This window comes from Cryobacterium sp. 10I5, from assembly GCF_035019865.1.
GTDB lineage: Bacteria > Actinomycetota > Actinomycetes > Actinomycetales > Microbacteriaceae > Cryobacterium > Cryobacterium breve_A.
This window is the reverse complement of record NZ_JASJVI010000087.1, coordinates 1-15,529: the sequence shown is the minus strand read 5'-3', so window position 1 is coordinate 15,529 and position 15,529 is coordinate 1. Positions and strand designations below refer to the sequence as shown.

Genomic DNA, 15,529 nt, shown 5'->3' with positions numbered 1-15,529 from the left:
TCGAGTCCTTTCTGAGCGCTACCGCACATGGCTCAGTGAACAACCCAAAGTCAGCGCTTGACAACAATAGGAGCATCAAATTCCGGCTACGCCGCCTCACCCAAGTACTGCCACCGGTTCTCCGGATTGAGCACACCCGCACCCACCAACTCGAGCGCAGCACGGTGATCAGCACGATTCGTACTGGCCCGCGGATACCGCGGCCACACCCGCTCACCCGGCCCACTCGCCTCAAACAAAGGCCGGCTCGACACGTGCGGGCGCCTCGGCCGGCTCCTCGGGGCTGAATGCATCGTGGACAGTTCCGCTTGCCACCACGCCCACACCTCCCGCTCGATTCGATACCGCTCCGCCCGAGCCAACAGGGTTCCCAGCACGTTCAGCTGCAGCGCCGCCTGGTTCCGAAGATCCTGCTTGGACCTGGCCCACCCATCACGATGAGCGATCAGGAGCTTGTGACGCCGGAGACGACTAAGGATTGTGGCCGTATGCCGGGCTGTGACGCCCAGAAGACGAGCAGCGGAGTCAACAGTAAGACTCGGGTACTGGCGCAGCAGGGCATAAAGCTTCCCCGCCAGATGCCCCAGGCCCCGCCGGGTGAAGAGATCATGTCGTTGATCCGTGAGTTGCTCCTCCAACACGGCCACCAGGTGAGTCCGGGTGTTAAAGAGCTCAGCCACAGAACGACCCGACGCTGACGTATTTTCGTTCGGGGGGCGGGGGTTATCTAATGGTTGTGACCGGACTGTTCGAGGGGCTGTGGATAACGTGGACGCTATGCGCCATTCGGCGGCGTTGCCATCCTCGCTAGCACTGACCCGTTCCACATACCCGGCCTTAACGAGGGCTATGAGAGCCACTGCTGCGGTCGTCCGTCCCAGGCCCCCCATCGGACCCAGGTCCCGGATCGCGGCGGCCACAGTGCGCTTACCCGTCTGCAAGGTCAAGTAGGCCAGGGAACTGAGAATGGTTTGCTGATTGGAGGACGCCTCCGTGCGACCCCACCGGCCCGGGCTGACCCGGAACCGGGTCAGGAGGGCCTGGACGTCAGTTACGATCCCGTCCAGCTCGGACAGGTCCTGCGGCTCCCGTGCAGCCGGCAGGGGGCGTTGGAGCGCGGCGTACTGCTGAGCTTTATCCCACTGCCGGCCGAGCCGGGCACGCGCCTCGCCTGCGGCCCGGGGCCGGCGAGAACCGCGCCCCGTGTTCTTCGTCCGGAAATGTTCCAAACCCGGGGCGCTCTTCACGGCGTGTTCCACGTCGGCCAGCTGCCAACCCGCGTTCGCCGCCGCCAGCAAACACATAAACCCCGTCCAGCTCGGGTTACTGCCACCATCAATAGTGGCCATATGCGCGGTGCCAGCCGTACTCAGTCGCCGGTGCGACCGGTGGTGCGCGGTGACCGGTCCCGACGGGGCACTATCCTCCGCGCGCAGGGAAGGCCTACGCGCCTCGAGCACCGCGGCCAAAGCGGCCAGGTCTGCGATCGTGGTTGACGGGGCGATCAAACTGTTCAGGCTCCCGCGCAACACGGTGGAACTGCTCCCATCCCGATGCGGAGACAAGGGCGGCCGCGCCGCACCCGTGACAGCGTTCAGCAACATGCCATGGTCCAAACGACGAAAATTCGCCCGCGCCGCACCCGCCACCAGGGCAACCGCACCCTTCGAGGCGCCCTCTTGGAGCGCGAGCCAAATATGACGGCCACCCGTCCCCGAGGACTGACACACCACATGCTCAATCGACAAAGCACCCAACATGCCCGAAAGCACATCGCACTCATCGACGGCTTCCTCCATTAACTCAGCGTCAACACCGTGCTTATCTTTACCGTCGAAGTCAAAACAAAGGACCCGGAATAAACCGGTCTCATCAGCCAGATTCATCGCCCAAGGCGTCGTGGGTGCGGCAGGACCGACCCGGTGGATCAGAGGGTAACTGTTCTCATCCACACGCCCATACGCATCGCGCTTCATCACACGCACCTGACCCCGCGGACTCATCCGACGCGTCAAAGCCCACGCATCCCATGCTTCGGAAGACACGCCCACAAAAGTCGAAAAGTCAGGTACTAGGTCAAAAACGTGCACATCGGTTACTATGAGAACACCTCCTCCTCGGAGTGGGTACACAAAAGCCTCCGGTTCATCCGGATCTTTTGATTGGCTCCAACCTCGTCGCCGGCAAGCAGAGAAGGTTTGAGCTACGAAACTTAGAAGGCCCGTCGCGAAAGCGGCGGGTCTTTTCGTTTAAGCGACGTCTGCGATGGGCAGCTCCTCGTCGGCGGGGTGGGTGGCAACAGGGGCGTATTCCGGCATCCCCAACTCGCGGGCAAGGATGCCTGCAATGTATTCGCCGTAGTTGAGGCCTAACTGCTCGGCGTTACGCCGGATGGCGTCACCGACCGGGCGTGCGGGCTTCGTCATGAACGCGTCTCGATCGCCCTTGCTGGGTCGTCCAATGCCGTTGCGTGCCATGGGCCTATCTAACCGCAGATTTTCGTTTAAAGAAACAACATTCGTTGGCGTGTCGATGACGGCTATTTCGGTCGGGGTTATCGCTGGTCAAAGCGAGCTTGTGGCGCAACTGAGATTTGCAGATGACCCAACGGTTGCCGTCGTGGCACGCGTAAATATCGGCGTTCTGCAGCCAGATGTGCATCATTTGCTCTGTTATGCCCATGAGCAGCATGAGGCAGCTCTGCTCTCCACGAAAAGAGCCGGAGCGGGCTGGAGGTTAGCCGAGGAGGTAGGCGACGGTGGCGCCGAGGTCGTCGGCGATTAGTTCGCGGCAGGCCCAGAACGTGGTCTTAGCCGGCCTGCGCTTGCTGTCCTCTGGGGCGTCGTCCTGGACGTAGCCGAGCCGGCCTAGGTCTTTCAGCGCTTCATGCACGGAGTTACGAGACATGACGTCTTCGGGAATGAGGTCGAAAAGCTCGGTGTACGTGCGGGATTTTTTAAGAAGAATGCGCAACACGATCGCTCGTGTGGGGGCGGAATAGGCCTCATGGAAACGGTCGACCCGTTCGGGGGCATTGATTCCAGGCATGTCGTTCATTTTGTCGGAACTCCCAACGTTCTGGTGAGGGCTGAAGTAGGCGATGGCGGGGCGTTCATGGCCATATCCAACAAACATGGGCATCACGTTTGAGTGTCCGTGGCACATGGTATAAGCGACGTGGACCTCAGTCTGTGTCGGCACTTTGGGGGACACATGTTCAATTTCCCGGTGAAAAGGTAAAAGTTATATCCCCAACTTCGGGAATCACCCCCGTTTGGGTGGATTTTCGGCGTGAACATGGGACACTGGAGAGGAGGTCGGGGGACTGCTCTATCTCCCTCGAATATGTAAAAAAACTATTCGAGTAGGAGAATTTATGGCTGACAGCAGTCAAGGAAATGAAGGCACTGTTTTCGGCGGCGCTGCACGCGCAAGCCAGTACATCGAAGAGGACACCTGGAAGCGCCCACCAGAGGGGCAGGAACCAGCCGAGGAAACAGCGGAGCTGGACCAGTTCGAAGCCGACATCCCGGCTGTGTCACCACTCGTCGTCATCCCGCCGTGGTCATCGGCCGACGCCTTTGCGGAATCGTCCGTGCCGGCTGATTCAACATCAGTCTTGTTCGGGGGACCGGCAGCAGCATCGACTGCGACCGACTCGGGAAAGGCCACCACGGGTTTCCGCGGCGCTCTGGCCAGAATGGGGTTCCCGGTCAAGCCGAGCCCGGAGGAAGTGGAGGCCCGCCGTGTTGCGTCGGCGCGTCTGGCGGCTGAGACCGTGGTGCGGCAGGCGACGTGGACGCGCGCCGTTTCCGTCCTGGTGAATAACCCCAAGGGTGGGACGGGGAAGACGCCCACAGCGGTCATCCTCGCAGGTGTCATCGCGTCCATCCGTGGGGGATCAACGGCGGTCCTGGAAGTCTCCGACGATCCGGGAGCGCTGGGCTACCGGGCCGAAGGGAACCCGAAGCTGGGCTTGGGGGAGCTGGTGCGCGATATTGGCCAGGTCAAGACCGCCGGCCGGCTCCACGGATACACCGCCCCGCAAACGTCCTTTGCCGATGTGATCGCCTCGACTGGACGGCGGGATCGCCTCACCGGTGAGGCCGTGATCTCGCTCTGCAATGTCATCGATGAGTTCTACGGAATCCGCGTCATGGACTCGGGCAACGTCACCACCTCATCCGCTTTCCAGGGCGCGGTCTCCGTCGCCGATGTGCTCGTCATCCCGGTCATGAACGCCGGGGATTCGGTCCTGGAAGCGATCCAGCTACTCGAGGAGCTGCGCGCCGCTGGTGGCCAACCCCAGCGCCTGGCAGACACCGCGATCGCCATCCGGCTCACGGACGGCCGCCCGGAAAACAAAGCCGTCACCGATGAGGTTGCGCGTTTGCTGACTCAGGCCGGCGTTACGTCCCTGCACGAAGTTCCCTACGACGCTCACATTGCAGAGCGTCAGCAAATCACCCTCGCCAAGCTCGCTCCCGCGACACGTGACGCCTTCGCGGCCGCCGCGGCGGCCGTCGTCATTTCCCTCAAAAATACGGTCTCGACCGACCGTTGAAAGGCACACACCAATGAACGACCTGATTTACACCGCCCTCACGAACCTGCCCCTTTCCGTGGACAACCCCCTCAATGGGTTGATCCCCGATTTCTCGTTCGGCGGAGCACAGTTCACCCAGCTCTGGCAAAAGCTCATCACCGCCATTTGGGGAATCGCGATCCTCATATCCATCGTCTACCTGGCCCTGGGTTTGGTGAGCATGGCAGGCGCTTCCAGTGACGCCAACCCGAACCCGCAGCAGCACGCTCAAGGCCGTAAGAAAGCCCTGTGGGCAGCCGTCTCCCTGGCGGGACTCGCCGCTCTCGCACTGATCGTGGGCGCGATCCTCAGTTTCGTCGGCTAACCGCAACCCTTAGGAGGCGCAGCATGCGTATGTACACCAAATCCGGCCGCAGCCGGTGGCCCTATGTCATCGCCGCAGCCCTGGTCGTCGCCGTCGTAGCCGGCGGCATCGCCTACTCGGCCGCCCAACCAGGCGGCACATCCACCGCTGTGGCATCAAATGAACCGAGCACATCCGCACCCGCGACCGCGGGAACTTCCGGCGCGGGAGATGCTGATAACGGCGCAGCGCCTACCGGCTGCCTCGGCGGACAAGACCGCACCGCAGACATGGTCGTCGCCGCCCAAAAATCGGCAAAGCACACCTCATTTGGTGCCGTGGAAGTTGCCGCCTCCATCTATCGCTGGCTGTGGCAGTCTCCTCACCCCGCAGCAGCCGAAGCGAATGCGGTGAGCGCCGGAATTATGGCTAAATCGGCCAACGATTCTTTCAAGAACCTGGCGGCCAGCTATTCCGCTGCCCCGGATATGACCGGTGGGAAGGTGCCCGAAGGAACGCCGTATCACCTATCAACCACAAACGGACTGTGGTCGATATCTGAAGGAAGTGACGGCGACCAGGTAAAAGTAAACCTGGCTGCGGAATACGTGATCAACGGTGAACTCAGTTCCAGCAAAGTAGCAGTAATCAGTATGACCATGATTTGGGAAGCTGACAGCTGGCATCTCCTATCTGGAGGCACGCCCGACCAGGACAAGCTGGCCGCAGGAGGCAATCGCTTCACCGGAGGCTGCTGATGCCCGAAGGTACAGTCGCCGCCGCAGGCGCAGGCTGCACGGATAACTTCATCGTTTGCGGCGTGAGTGACGCAGTCAACGGTGTGAGTGATGCTGTGAATGGTGTTGGCAATGCCGTCGGCGGCGCAGTCCAGACGGCCAAGGGATTCGCGGATTTCTGGTCGGACCCTGCGGGCAACTCGTTCCAGATGCTGCAGGACGGTGCCAAAGGGTTGTCTGATGACGTGTTGCCGGCGATCACGCATGCGACCCTGCCCGATCTGACGGCTGAGTGGTTCATCAGCTCATATCGAATCAGTTTCGGACTCGCCGTTTTCGTCCTCGCGTCGTTGCTCATCCCGCAGTTCGTTCGGACGGCGCGCGGGCAACAGTCGGGCCGTGACTTGGCGGAATCGTTGGGCTTGTACGCGCCCCTGTTCCTGGTTGGCGCAGCGTTCGGGCCAGCACTGGGCGCGGTCCTGGTGAAATTCTTCGGCTCCCTCTCGGACTCTCTCATAGCGTGGGGAATCAACACGTCCTCTCAAACGATCGTGGACAAGTTCTCCGCGATGTTGGGACAGGGCGATAAAGGAGCGGGCCTGGCCGGTGGCGCGATCGTGGGCATCATTTTGATGTTCTTCATGATTTGCGGGCTGCTCGTGGTGGTGTTGATCCTGATTGTGCAGCTCATCACGTTGTACTTCTCGGGGGTGTTGTTCCCCCTGGGGCTGGTGTGGATCGTTGATCCGACCAAACGTGCTTTCGGCTTGAAGATTTCTTACCTCTGGTTTGGCATTCTGGCGTCTCACCCACTGCTGTTTTTCATGCTCGCCATTGCCTATCAAATGGTTTCCAGCTCCATCGACGTGTTCGGTACCACTCCGACGCTTGAACGCACGGTGACGCTGGTGGTCTCGATTCTGGCGCTGCTGATCGCCGGCCTGTCGCCGGTGCTGCTGATGAAGTTCGCTCCGGTTCTGCCCATGGGCGGGGGTGGCGGCGCGCCAAGCGGCGGGGGCACGATCGGGTCCAGTTCCATGCAGCAAGCGGATTCCAAACTCAGCAACTCGGGCTCTAGCTCGACCTCTGACATTGGTGGCGAGAGCAGGGGCGGCGGTTCATCGTCATCGAGTGCCGGCGTCGCAAGTCCCTCCAGTGCTTTCGGCTCCAGCGGCGGAGGCGGCGAAGAGGAAGAGGCCAGCTCTTCGATCAGCGCCGCAATGAACGGCAGTACTGGTGCGGGAGGCGGTGGGAGTGCTGGCGTTGCGGCGGGCGGTACCGCTGCAGCCGCTGAGGGTGGTTTGGCGTCCGCGGGCGCGGCCGAGTCGGCAACGGGTGTGGGTGCTGTCGTGGGTGTTCCCACGATGGCTATGGCCGGCGCTCTCGCGGCGGGTTCAGCCGCCGCTTCAGCGACGAAGAGGACCACTGATGCGGTGGGCGCGGCCGCGGCAGAGCCAGTGGATGACCAGGACGCGCACGAGCGCTATGGAAGAACTCGACCTCATGAGTAACACCAGAGAGAGTGCGATTCGCTACCTCGGCGGCGAAGCGGGTCACCGGTCCTTCTTCGGCGGCACCTCCTCGAAGGGCCGCACCATTGGCCTGGCCGTGTTCATGGTGGGCGGCATCGTCGGTATGGCGCTGACTAGTTCCCTGGTCGTGCTCCTGATCGCGGCCGGCGGGGCCGGGGTGACCATGCTCGTCACCGCGCGCACACATCGGGGCACCATCGTTCAGCGCCGTGCGAAGCGGTCACGGTGGCGTTCACGTCAACGTCTGGGCACGGACGTGTACACGCCGTACGACGATGAGGAGTGGGCCCGGCTGCAGCAGCTCGCCATAACCGGAACCAAGGCAGAGAAGGCCGCCGCGTCCCGCGCCCTGGCTCAGATGAGGGCGAACCCGGACGGCGCCGACGGGATGGGCTGGTTGCAGTACGCCGCTAACCTACCTGGTATCGCCTGGCATGCCCCGATTGGGCAGCAGCCCTACCTCTCGGTCGCGTTCAGCGTTTCCGGGCAGCTTCGGGGGATGGAGACCGCACAGGCCCTCATGAGGGCGTCCGCGGGCTGGGGGCGGTTCTTGGCCCGCCGGGCCTCGCCGTCCTCGCTGATCAGCGACATTCAGCCGCTCACGCGCGTGCTGCCGCCGGACTCGGCCAGGCAGCAACTCTGGGTGACCAATCGTCTAGAGACCGAATCGGCTGAGCAGCCGTGGACCGACGCGCAGCGGGAATCCTTCTACGCGCAGACCAGGTCCTATGACCAGGTCATCCGCCGGGCCAGCGCGGACGCCATGGTGCAGCGGCACTACGTCGTCGTGTCCTGGCCTCTGACTCAGCAGTTCACTGATGCGGCCGAGAAGTTTGGTACGGGTCGTGACGCCTGGCGGGCTCTGATGGACGATGAGATCAGGGCTACTGTGCGCGGTCTGACAGACGCGCGTGAGGGGGACGTGGTCGCGTTGACGGCCAAGCAGACGGCCGCGCTGATTATTCACCAGCAAAACCCGAGCATGCCCATTGACCTGGTGCGCCAGGTCGAGCCAACACAGTTCGGGTTGGCCTCGCATGATGAGTTCTCGGCGCATGTGGTCGAGAGCTTCGATCCCACGTTCGTGCATCCGGGGGAGTCAGACGAGAACGCTCCGGCGGTGACCTGGTGGCACCGTACTGCGGCGATCCATGGGGAGAACCTGGCTGTTGCTGGCCGGTCTCCGTTGTGGAGCTTGGACTTGCTCATCGGGCGGGAACTGACGTTTGTCCGCACGGTTTCCTTCCACTTGCACTTGGTGCCCGCGGGTCAGGCTAAAGCCGCCGCGCGCGCGGACGTGGTGCGCGATATGGCTGGTGTTGTTGCTGACCAGGAGAAGGGGCGTTTGGTCTCTGACGACTCGACCACCCGCATGTCGGCCGCGCAGCGCCGCGCCGCGGACTTGTCCGCCGGGTCTCACCACCACGGCGTTTCCTGGGTGGGTTACATCACCATTTCTGCCGGTAGCCGCGACGAGCTCGCGCAAGCGTCCCGGCAGCTCGAAGAAGCCTGCTCAACGGGTTTAGGAATTGACCGTCTGGACTGGCAGGACTCCTTTCAAGCCGCGGCTTCTGGCAGCACTTGGCCGATTGGGCGCGGGCTCCGCGCTGACTCGGCGTCCTTCGCAACCCGCTTCATTGGCCGCCTGGCCGGCCGGAGCGAGAAAGAAGCTATCTCATGAGCAACACCCGAATCAAGACCAAGCCGGCCGCATCTGCCGCCGTCGAAGACGTGGATATGCCGCGCCGGCAGCCGCGCCTGGCCAAGATTCCGTTCCTGAAAATGTTCGTCCCGCCGGAGGCTTTGGCCCCGGCGCTGACCGGTACCGAGAGTGCGGCAACGGATGGAAGCCATGCGCCGCTAGACGTGACACCGTTTAGCCTGCCCGGTTCCCGGCTGCGCTCGTCGCCCTCCGCGGCCGCCCGCGGCTGGTACGCACCCGCCCTGGCTGGGGCGCCGACGACGACACGGCAGGCGGAGATTTTGAATACGGGCATCATCGGTGCCCCGACCGGGATCGAGGGAGTCGTCAACGGGACAGACAATCTGTCGTCGACGATGATCTGCCACGACGCACCGACCGCGTACAACATGACGCCTAGGCGTATCACCAGCCCTAACGTGCTGGTTTTGGGCACGGTGGGTTCTGGCAAGTCATCGTTCACCAAAACGGTGATGGTTATGCGGCCGTTGCTGATGCGCAATCACCGTGCGGTGGTGTTTGACAAGAAGGACCAGGGGGGCGAGGGTGAATACTCCTCCGTGGCCCGCCGCTTGGGCGCAGAACCGTTGCGGTTCGACCCGGACGGTTCCGGCACCCGCTTGAACCTGATGGACCCCCTGATCGCGCAAGGTACGGGCCTGCAGGGCCAAATGCTGTTGATCAACGCGGTTGCGCGCACTGCCCGCAATGACCTGCCGGCTTCGGAGTGGGAAGAGAAAGCAACCCGCTTCGCCTTGCAGGAATTGTTTATCCAGCGGGACGTGGCCGGCACTACGCGTCCGGCCACCACGGCGGATTTGCTGCCGCATCTGGGCGACGTTCCGATGGATCAGCACCTGTCCGACCGTGCGAAGGAACGATTCCACCAGGCGGGTTTGTCGATCCGTTTCGGCCTGGAGAACCTGTTGGAAACCTACGCGGGAGTATTCGACGGCGAGACCAGCCGAAACGTTGACCTGGCACACAAGCTGACGATCTTCGACGTGTCTCAGCTGCCCGACGACGGCCCTGCGGTGCCCACGGTCATGGCGATCGGCAACATGTGGCTGATGGGCCGGTTGAGGGCCGAGCGCGGGTACATCACCAATGTTGTCTATGAAGAGGGTTGGCACATGATCGGCGGCCCGTCCGCTCGCCTGGTCAAAGCCAATCAGAAGCTCTCCCGCTCGCTGGGTATCTCCAACGTGTTCGTGATGCACAAGGGCACCGACATTCCAGAAGACAGCCCCGGCTACACCGTTGTCCAGGAAGCACAGACGGTTTACGCGTTCCGGCAGGACCGCGACGAGGACGCCCGGTGGGTCACTCAGACGTTCAACTTCGCCCCGGATACCGCCGAGACGCTAATGAATTTGAACCCCGGAAACTGCGTGTTCAAGTACGGCTCCAACCCCGAAACGCACATGCGCCACGTCCGCTCCGATTGGGAAATTGACGTGACCAACACGGACGAGGCCATGGCTGCCGGCGCGGCGACGGCGTAACCGGGGGAGGGGAACATTATGGGGAAACTCGGGGGCGTTGCCCTACTGATCGCACTGGTGTTCGTCTTTAGCGGCATCGTGGTCGTCACCGGCGGCGGGAAGAGTTCGTGCGCGGCCGCAGCGACAGCGAGCACGTCCGGCGGTACGGTGGCGGGGTATTCGGGTGACCAGCTCGTGAACGCCGCGGCGATCATGAATGCCGGCTCTGCCCGGGGCGTGAACGTTCAGGGTCAAACGTTGGCCGTGATGACGGCCATGGGGGAGTCAGCCCTGCGCAATATCGACTACGGCGACCTGGCAGGCCCGGATTCTCGGGGCCTGTTCCAACAGCGGGACACGTGGGGCACGCTGGCGCAGCGGTTGAATCCGACCGTGTCGGCCGGTTTCTTCTTTGAACGCCTGGTGAAAGTACCGAACTGGGAGACGTTGACGCCCACCGCGGCAGCTCACGCCGTACAAATCAACGCGGATCCTGACCATTACACGCCCTACTACGCGCCGGCGGGGGCTGTCGTGGCCGCTCTCGTGGGCGGCGACTCTGCCTGTGCGGCGTCAGCGGTGGGCGGCACCGCGCAGCAGCTCGCGGCCGCCCTGGTCGCCAAGATCGACGCGGGCAACATCACCGGGATCGCGCCCGACCACTTGAAAGAAATCCGTTGGATCGCCGCGGGCGAGGTCCACGCGAACTGCGGAATCAACCTGGCCATTTTGCAGGTCATCACCATTGCCGTCAGCACGTTTGGCAGCGTCGGGATCTCCGACATTAACCGGCTCTGCACCAACCAATACCTCGGCAACCCGGACAGCTCCCACTGGGCCAACGGGGGCGGCCACGCCGTGGACTTCTACTCCCTGGACCGCACCCCGACAACGGGCGCGGACACTAACGCAATTAAGCTCCTAAAAACCCTGCTACCGCTGATGCCTGAGGGCTCCGCCACAGGCCAGGTGCAGTGCCGTGCACAAGCGGGGACCTCTCTGGAGCTGGCGGGTGTGCGTCAGTTCGAGGACACCTGCAATCACGTTCACGTGCAGGTTGATCCCGCCTTCACCGGATCCCTGAAAGCCGGTGCCTGATGCCGGATAAAACAACCTCGATCGCCAACCTCGCCAACGAAGAATGGACCATTACAAACACCGGGCATGACGTCGTCACCGTGGACCTGTGGCTGGACGTCGCGCTGCGCCGTCACACCGAGGACCTGGCGGGAATAACCACAGAGCCCGTGCAGGTGCTCTACCGGCTCGACGGCGTGGACATTGACGGCGACGTGTGCGCCGTGCGCTCGGTCCTGGACTGGTTGCACGAGGCCTACCGGGTCGCGAAAACGTACGACGTGACCACCCGGCCGGAGCGCTACGCCCTGCTGCAGCGCCTGGCCGAGAGCCGGGTGACGCCCTCAGAAATGGCCGTGATGACCGGCGTCGACGTGTCGATCGCGGAACGGTTCGCAGGAGCCGACAACGAAGCGCGCCTAGCACGCTCAATCCTGCACCGACTCAAGACCAGCTAACGAAGGGATCAACGATGAACACCGAGGATGAATGGGCCCCCCGCCCGGCTCTGAAAGTTGCACCGGCAAAGGCCAGCTCATGATGCGCATAAACGTGCTCAAACCGCAGCCCCCTGTGCCCCGCATCCCCAGCTCAGAAGAGTTCGCAGCCCTCTGCTACACCCTGGTCGGACTCGGCGTGCTGGGAGCGTTGGTGGCGGCAACCGTGTTCGTGGTCGTCACGGTGAAGCAGCGCCGGCGCACCACTGCCAACGTGCAGCGCTGGGCAATCATTACCGTCTTCGTCGGGACTGTGGGTGCGGCCGCCGGCTCCTTGGTGGTGCGACTTGCCTGAAACCGCGATCGCCACACGGTTCGCAGGAACCCACGACCAAACGCGGCCAGCGCGCTCGATCCTGCACCGACCTAAAACCAGCTAACGAAGGGACCAACCATGGATACCGAAGATGAATGGGGCCGCCTCGCGGCCCTCCCGGAAGCCGGCAACCGTGCCGGCGTCTATACCACCGGCGGAGATCTCCGCGCTCACGGTATCGACCCCCTCACCCTGGGCTTGGTAGACCTGGGAGCCGCGATCCGCCGTGGTGACGACCAGCTCGAAATCCCGTTCCTCTCCAACATCGCACTGAGCGTCATCGTTCCTGGGGAAGTACAACTGATCACAGCTAAGGCGAACTCGTTCCGCCGCGACCACCCGGTCATCGGAGCGGGAGTGTTCACCGACGATCACCCCGCGGACTGGTTGGAAACCCTGGCCACGTTCGATCAGTCCGTCCTCGTCTACGCACCACACGGGCCGCATCATTACTCCAGCTACGGGAAGTGGTTGAAGCACTGGCATATCGGTCTGCTCCCCGTGGCCTACCGCGTCGATTTTGACGACTTCTCAATGTTCCCGCCCGGCACAACCATCACCGTCAACCTGGATGACGGCGCGTGATCGACACCAAGGGTAAGTGGCTGACCGGGGTCCTGGCCGCCCTCATCCTGGGCGGGCTCTACCTCGCGGTACACGTCGGGGCAGCTCTCACCCCCACCGGCCACACCTACTCCTGGAACTTCTTCACACTCCTGGGCGATATGGTCCTCCGGGGCGCGCCCTGGCCGCCAGCAGCGACGGGGGCCTCTGTCGTCGCGCTGATTCTCGCACTGGTCGTGTTCGTGGGGCTCATGGCCTGGCTGGCGAGACGGGCCGCGAACAAGCGCGGCAACGCCGCAATCGCGCACATGGCCACCCGCAAACAGTCCGCAGTACTGCGCCAGAAGGCACGCACCAAGGAAGCCGCGCAGCTCCACCCGCACGCCGAGTCCCTGCCGGCAGGGCAGAGCGTGGGCCAGCTGATCGGGACGAAGAAATGGGTACTGCAGGGCTGGCGTGAGCTGGGCGTGTACGTGTTCGGGCCCGGCCGCGGAAAAACGTCCGGCATCGTCATCCGGCACATGATCGAAGCACCAGGACCGGCGATCATGACCTCAAACAAGGTCGACGGCGTCCGCGAAACATTGGCCGGCAGGCATGACCGCGGCCGCGCGTTCATCTTCGACCCCAACCGCATCTACCGGCGGGACTTCACCCCCGATTTCATCTTCAACCCTCTGGACTACATCGAGAACGCGGCCGACGCCAAAGAGCTAGCCGCGATCTTCGAAGCCTCCACCCGGAAGGCATCGGATAGGGGCGGGGATGCCCAATTCGACACCTCCGGCCGGGACTTGCTAGCGTATTTTTTCCTGGCCGCAAAGCTGGAAAACCAGCCGTTGTCGATGGTCTATACCTGGATTGCACGGGGGCTGGGCAAGGACGTTCAAGCGATCTTGGAAGAGCACGGCAAGCAGGGACCGGCGGATGCCATAGCCGGAGTCATGCTGTCACCGGAAAAGACCCGGGGCAGTGTCTTCGCTACCGCGCAGCGCATGGCATCCGCCCTCGCTGACGATGAGCTGCTGCTGTGGACTTCGACCGAAGGGATCCGCAGATTCCAGCCGGCGGAATTCATCACCAGCAGTGACACTCTCGTGCTGCTCTCCAAAGATGGTGAAGGCTCCGGCGGTGCCCTGCTGACGGCTCTGGTCCGGACGATTTGCAAGACCGCGCAGCGGGCCGCTGAAAGCAACGGTGGCCGCCTCACCGTGCCGCTGGTGATGGAGCTGGACGAGTGCGCCAACATCGTCAAGTGGCCTGAGCTGCCGTCGGTGTACTCGTACTACGGCTCCCTCGGGATCATCCTCAACACCTATTTCCAGTCCCGCGCCCAAGGAATCGAAGCGTTCGGCCGCGAAGGCTGGGGTACCCTCTGGGACGCCGCCTCCAACCGTGTCTTCGGTGGCGGTGTCCTGGACGACGAATTTCTCAAAACGATCGCCGCATTGATCGGTGAACACGACGAAATCACCTATGGCAGCTCCACCGGCCGTGACGGCGCTATGTCCACCTCGACCAACACCCGGAAGGTGAGCACGATGGACGTTGCCGCCCTGGCCGCTCTGCCCCAGTGGCGAGCGATCGTTTTCAACTCGAAGTCTCGTCCAGTGATGGTGCAGACCGTTCCCTGGTTCACCGATACTGCGTTGAAAGCCCGCGTCGCTGCCGGTAGTGCACCCGCTAGTGCGGCCACGACACCCGAGAAAGTAGTAATCCATGAGTGAGGGTGATGTGACCGGTCTGACAGCGGAGGAAATAGATGCGCTCACGGACGACGAGCGCGATGCTGTGAACGACGAAACCTCCGAAGTGGCCGGCAATGAAGAAACCATAGATAACCGGGCCGCTTTTTTGGATTGGTTCGCGGAGCACTTCCGCACGGTCGAGGTAACCGATAGTCGCGAGTCCGCGCCGTGGTGCCCCGAGTGGTGGCTACACCCGGAAGTAAACGCCCGACTGTGGGCGCTGTTTCTGGCCCACCAGGAAGTGGCCACGAGCGAGTCGCTCGGGGCCCTGTCGGATTGGTGGCTGCGGCACTGGGACGCACACCGAGCCGTCCTCTTCAACGGCCAGACTGGCCCGTTCAAAGACTGCTCCATGACCAAAGGCCATCTGACCCAACGAACCCGCAACACAAACATCGCTGCCATTGCCCCAGTTCTGCCTCCAGACGAATGGCAACCACCAGTAAGGCTATAGAGGGATGGCTTGTGAATTCGTGAACTATCCGACGCTAAGGGTTAGTGGGGTGTCGGAGAGGTCGGTAGCGGCCGGGCTTGTGGGTGGTGCGGGGCCAGGTGGAGTTGCCGGTGAGGTTGATGTGTTTCCGGCTCAGCGGTGAGAGGTAGCGCAGCAGTTCCGGTGCTGATGGTGCCTGTGTTTGCCCCAGGGCGGCGATGGCGCGGTCGAGGTAGACAGTGTTCCAGAGCACGATCGCGTCGGTGAGCAGATTCAACCTTGAGGCGCGGTAACGCTGTTGTTCGAAGGAGCGGTCGCAGATTTCGCCGAACCGGTTGAAGAACACGGCCCGGGCGAGGGTATTGCGTGCTTCGCCTTTGTTTAGGCCTGCGGTGACAGTGCGGCGTAGTTCGGGGTTCTGTAGCCAGTCGAGGAGGAAGAGGGTTCGTTCGATTCGGCCGAGTTCTCGGAGTTGTTAACGCCAACCGAAAATAGGGCCACTTCTGCCAACTGAAAACAGGGCCACTCTCGTGTGGTTCTAGTGTGCCGT

At 62.8% G+C, this 15,529-nt stretch carries 15 protein-coding genes and 1 pseudogene; 12 read left to right on the top strand and 4 right to left on the bottom strand.

The window, feature by feature from the left end; translation table 11 throughout:
• Nucleotides 1–86: 86 nt before the first annotated feature.
• From QN350_RS16465 to QN350_RS16455, 3 genes are all read right to left on the bottom strand, one after another.
• On the bottom strand, nt 87–1,976 hold the full coding sequence (locus QN350_RS16465; RefSeq protein ID WP_323503289.1) for a hypothetical protein: 1,890 nt from the start codon (nt 1,974–1,976) through the stop codon (nt 87–89).
• 273 nt (nt 1,977–2,249) lie between these two features.
• A complete protein-coding gene (locus QN350_RS16460; protein ID WP_322140503.1) occupies nt 2,250–2,426 on the bottom strand; it encodes a hypothetical protein in 177 nt (58 codons plus the stop codon).
• A 310-nt stretch (nt 2,427–2,736) separates the two neighbouring features.
• Entirely contained in the window at nt 2,737–3,048 is a 312-nt protein-coding gene (locus QN350_RS16455; protein WP_322140502.1) for a hypothetical protein, read from the bottom strand.
• Between the two features lie 652 nt (nt 3,049–3,700).
• Between QN350_RS16455 and QN350_RS16450 the strand changes: the two genes are divergently transcribed.
• The 12 genes from QN350_RS16450 to QN350_RS16395 all read left to right on the top strand — a co-directional run bounded on the left by QN350_RS16450 (nt 3,701) and on the right by QN350_RS16395 (nt 15,000).
• Nucleotides 3,701–4,564, top strand: a complete 864-nt coding sequence (locus QN350_RS16450; RefSeq protein ID WP_322140501.1) for a hypothetical protein — start codon at nt 3,701–3,703, stop codon at nt 4,562–4,564.
• Between the two features lie 13 nt (nt 4,565–4,577).
• Nucleotides 4,578–4,910: a hypothetical protein gene (locus tag QN350_RS16445; RefSeq protein WP_322140500.1), complete on the top strand. Its 333-nt coding sequence runs from the start codon at nt 4,578–4,580 to the stop codon at nt 4,908–4,910.
• A gap of 23 nt (nt 4,911–4,933) precedes the next feature.
• Nucleotides 4,934–5,647 (top strand): hypothetical protein, encoded by a 714-nt coding sequence (locus tag QN350_RS16440; protein ID WP_322140499.1) that lies wholly within the window; start codon nt 4,934–4,936, stop codon nt 5,645–5,647.
• Nucleotides 5,648–5,709: 62 nt separating this feature from the next.
• Complete coding sequence (locus QN350_RS16435; protein WP_322140498.1) at nt 5,710–7,137, top strand: hypothetical protein; 1,428 nt, start codon at nt 5,710–5,712, stop codon at nt 7,135–7,137.
• Nucleotides 7,112–8,839: a hypothetical protein gene (locus QN350_RS16430; RefSeq protein WP_322140497.1), complete on the top strand. Its 1,728-nt coding sequence runs from the start codon at nt 7,112–7,114 to the stop codon at nt 8,837–8,839. Before QN350_RS16435 ends, QN350_RS16430 begins: the two co-directional genes overlap by 26 nt.
• A complete protein-coding gene (locus tag QN350_RS16425) occupies nt 8,836–10,365 on the top strand; it encodes an ATP/GTP-binding protein (protein WP_322140496.1) in 1,530 nt (509 codons plus the stop codon). Before QN350_RS16430 ends, QN350_RS16425 begins: the two co-directional genes overlap by 4 nt.
• A gap of 18 nt (nt 10,366–10,383) precedes the next feature.
• Nucleotides 10,384–11,442: a hypothetical protein gene (locus tag QN350_RS16420; RefSeq protein ID WP_322140495.1), complete on the top strand. Its 1,059-nt coding sequence runs from the start codon at nt 10,384–10,386 to the stop codon at nt 11,440–11,442.
• On the top strand, nt 11,442–11,879 hold the full coding sequence (locus tag QN350_RS16415) for a hypothetical protein (RefSeq protein WP_322140494.1): 438 nt from the start codon (nt 11,442–11,444) through the stop codon (nt 11,877–11,879). Before QN350_RS16420 ends, QN350_RS16415 begins: the two co-directional genes overlap by 1 nt.
• A gap of 79 nt (nt 11,880–11,958) precedes the next feature.
• Nucleotides 11,959–12,213: a hypothetical protein gene (locus tag QN350_RS16410; RefSeq protein ID WP_322140493.1), complete on the top strand. Its 255-nt coding sequence runs from the start codon at nt 11,959–11,961 to the stop codon at nt 12,211–12,213.
• 99 nt (nt 12,214–12,312) lie between these two features.
• Nucleotides 12,313–12,819 (top strand): hypothetical protein, encoded by a 507-nt coding sequence (locus QN350_RS16405; protein ID WP_322140492.1) that lies wholly within the window; start codon nt 12,313–12,315, stop codon nt 12,817–12,819.
• Nucleotides 12,816–14,525 carry a TraM recognition domain-containing protein gene (locus QN350_RS16400; RefSeq protein ID WP_322140491.1) on the top strand — a complete coding sequence of 570 codons (1,710 nt, stop codon included), beginning with the start codon at nt 12,816–12,818 and terminating at the stop codon, nt 14,523–14,525. The genes QN350_RS16405 and QN350_RS16400 overlap by 4 nt, the downstream gene beginning before the upstream one ends.
• The gene (locus tag QN350_RS16395) at nt 14,518–15,000 is read left to right on the top strand and encodes a DUF4913 domain-containing protein (RefSeq protein ID WP_322140490.1); all 483 of its coding nucleotides are present in this window, start codon (nt 14,518–14,520) and stop codon (nt 14,998–15,000) included. The genes QN350_RS16400 and QN350_RS16395 overlap by 8 nt, the downstream gene beginning before the upstream one ends.
• Before the next feature lie 34 nt (nt 15,001–15,034).
• Here QN350_RS16395 and QN350_RS16390 read toward each other — a convergent pair.
• Nucleotides 15,035–15,451, bottom strand: a pseudogene (locus QN350_RS16390) (Tn3 family transposase); the annotation flags it as partial.
• Nucleotides 15,452–15,529 lie beyond the last annotated feature (78 nt).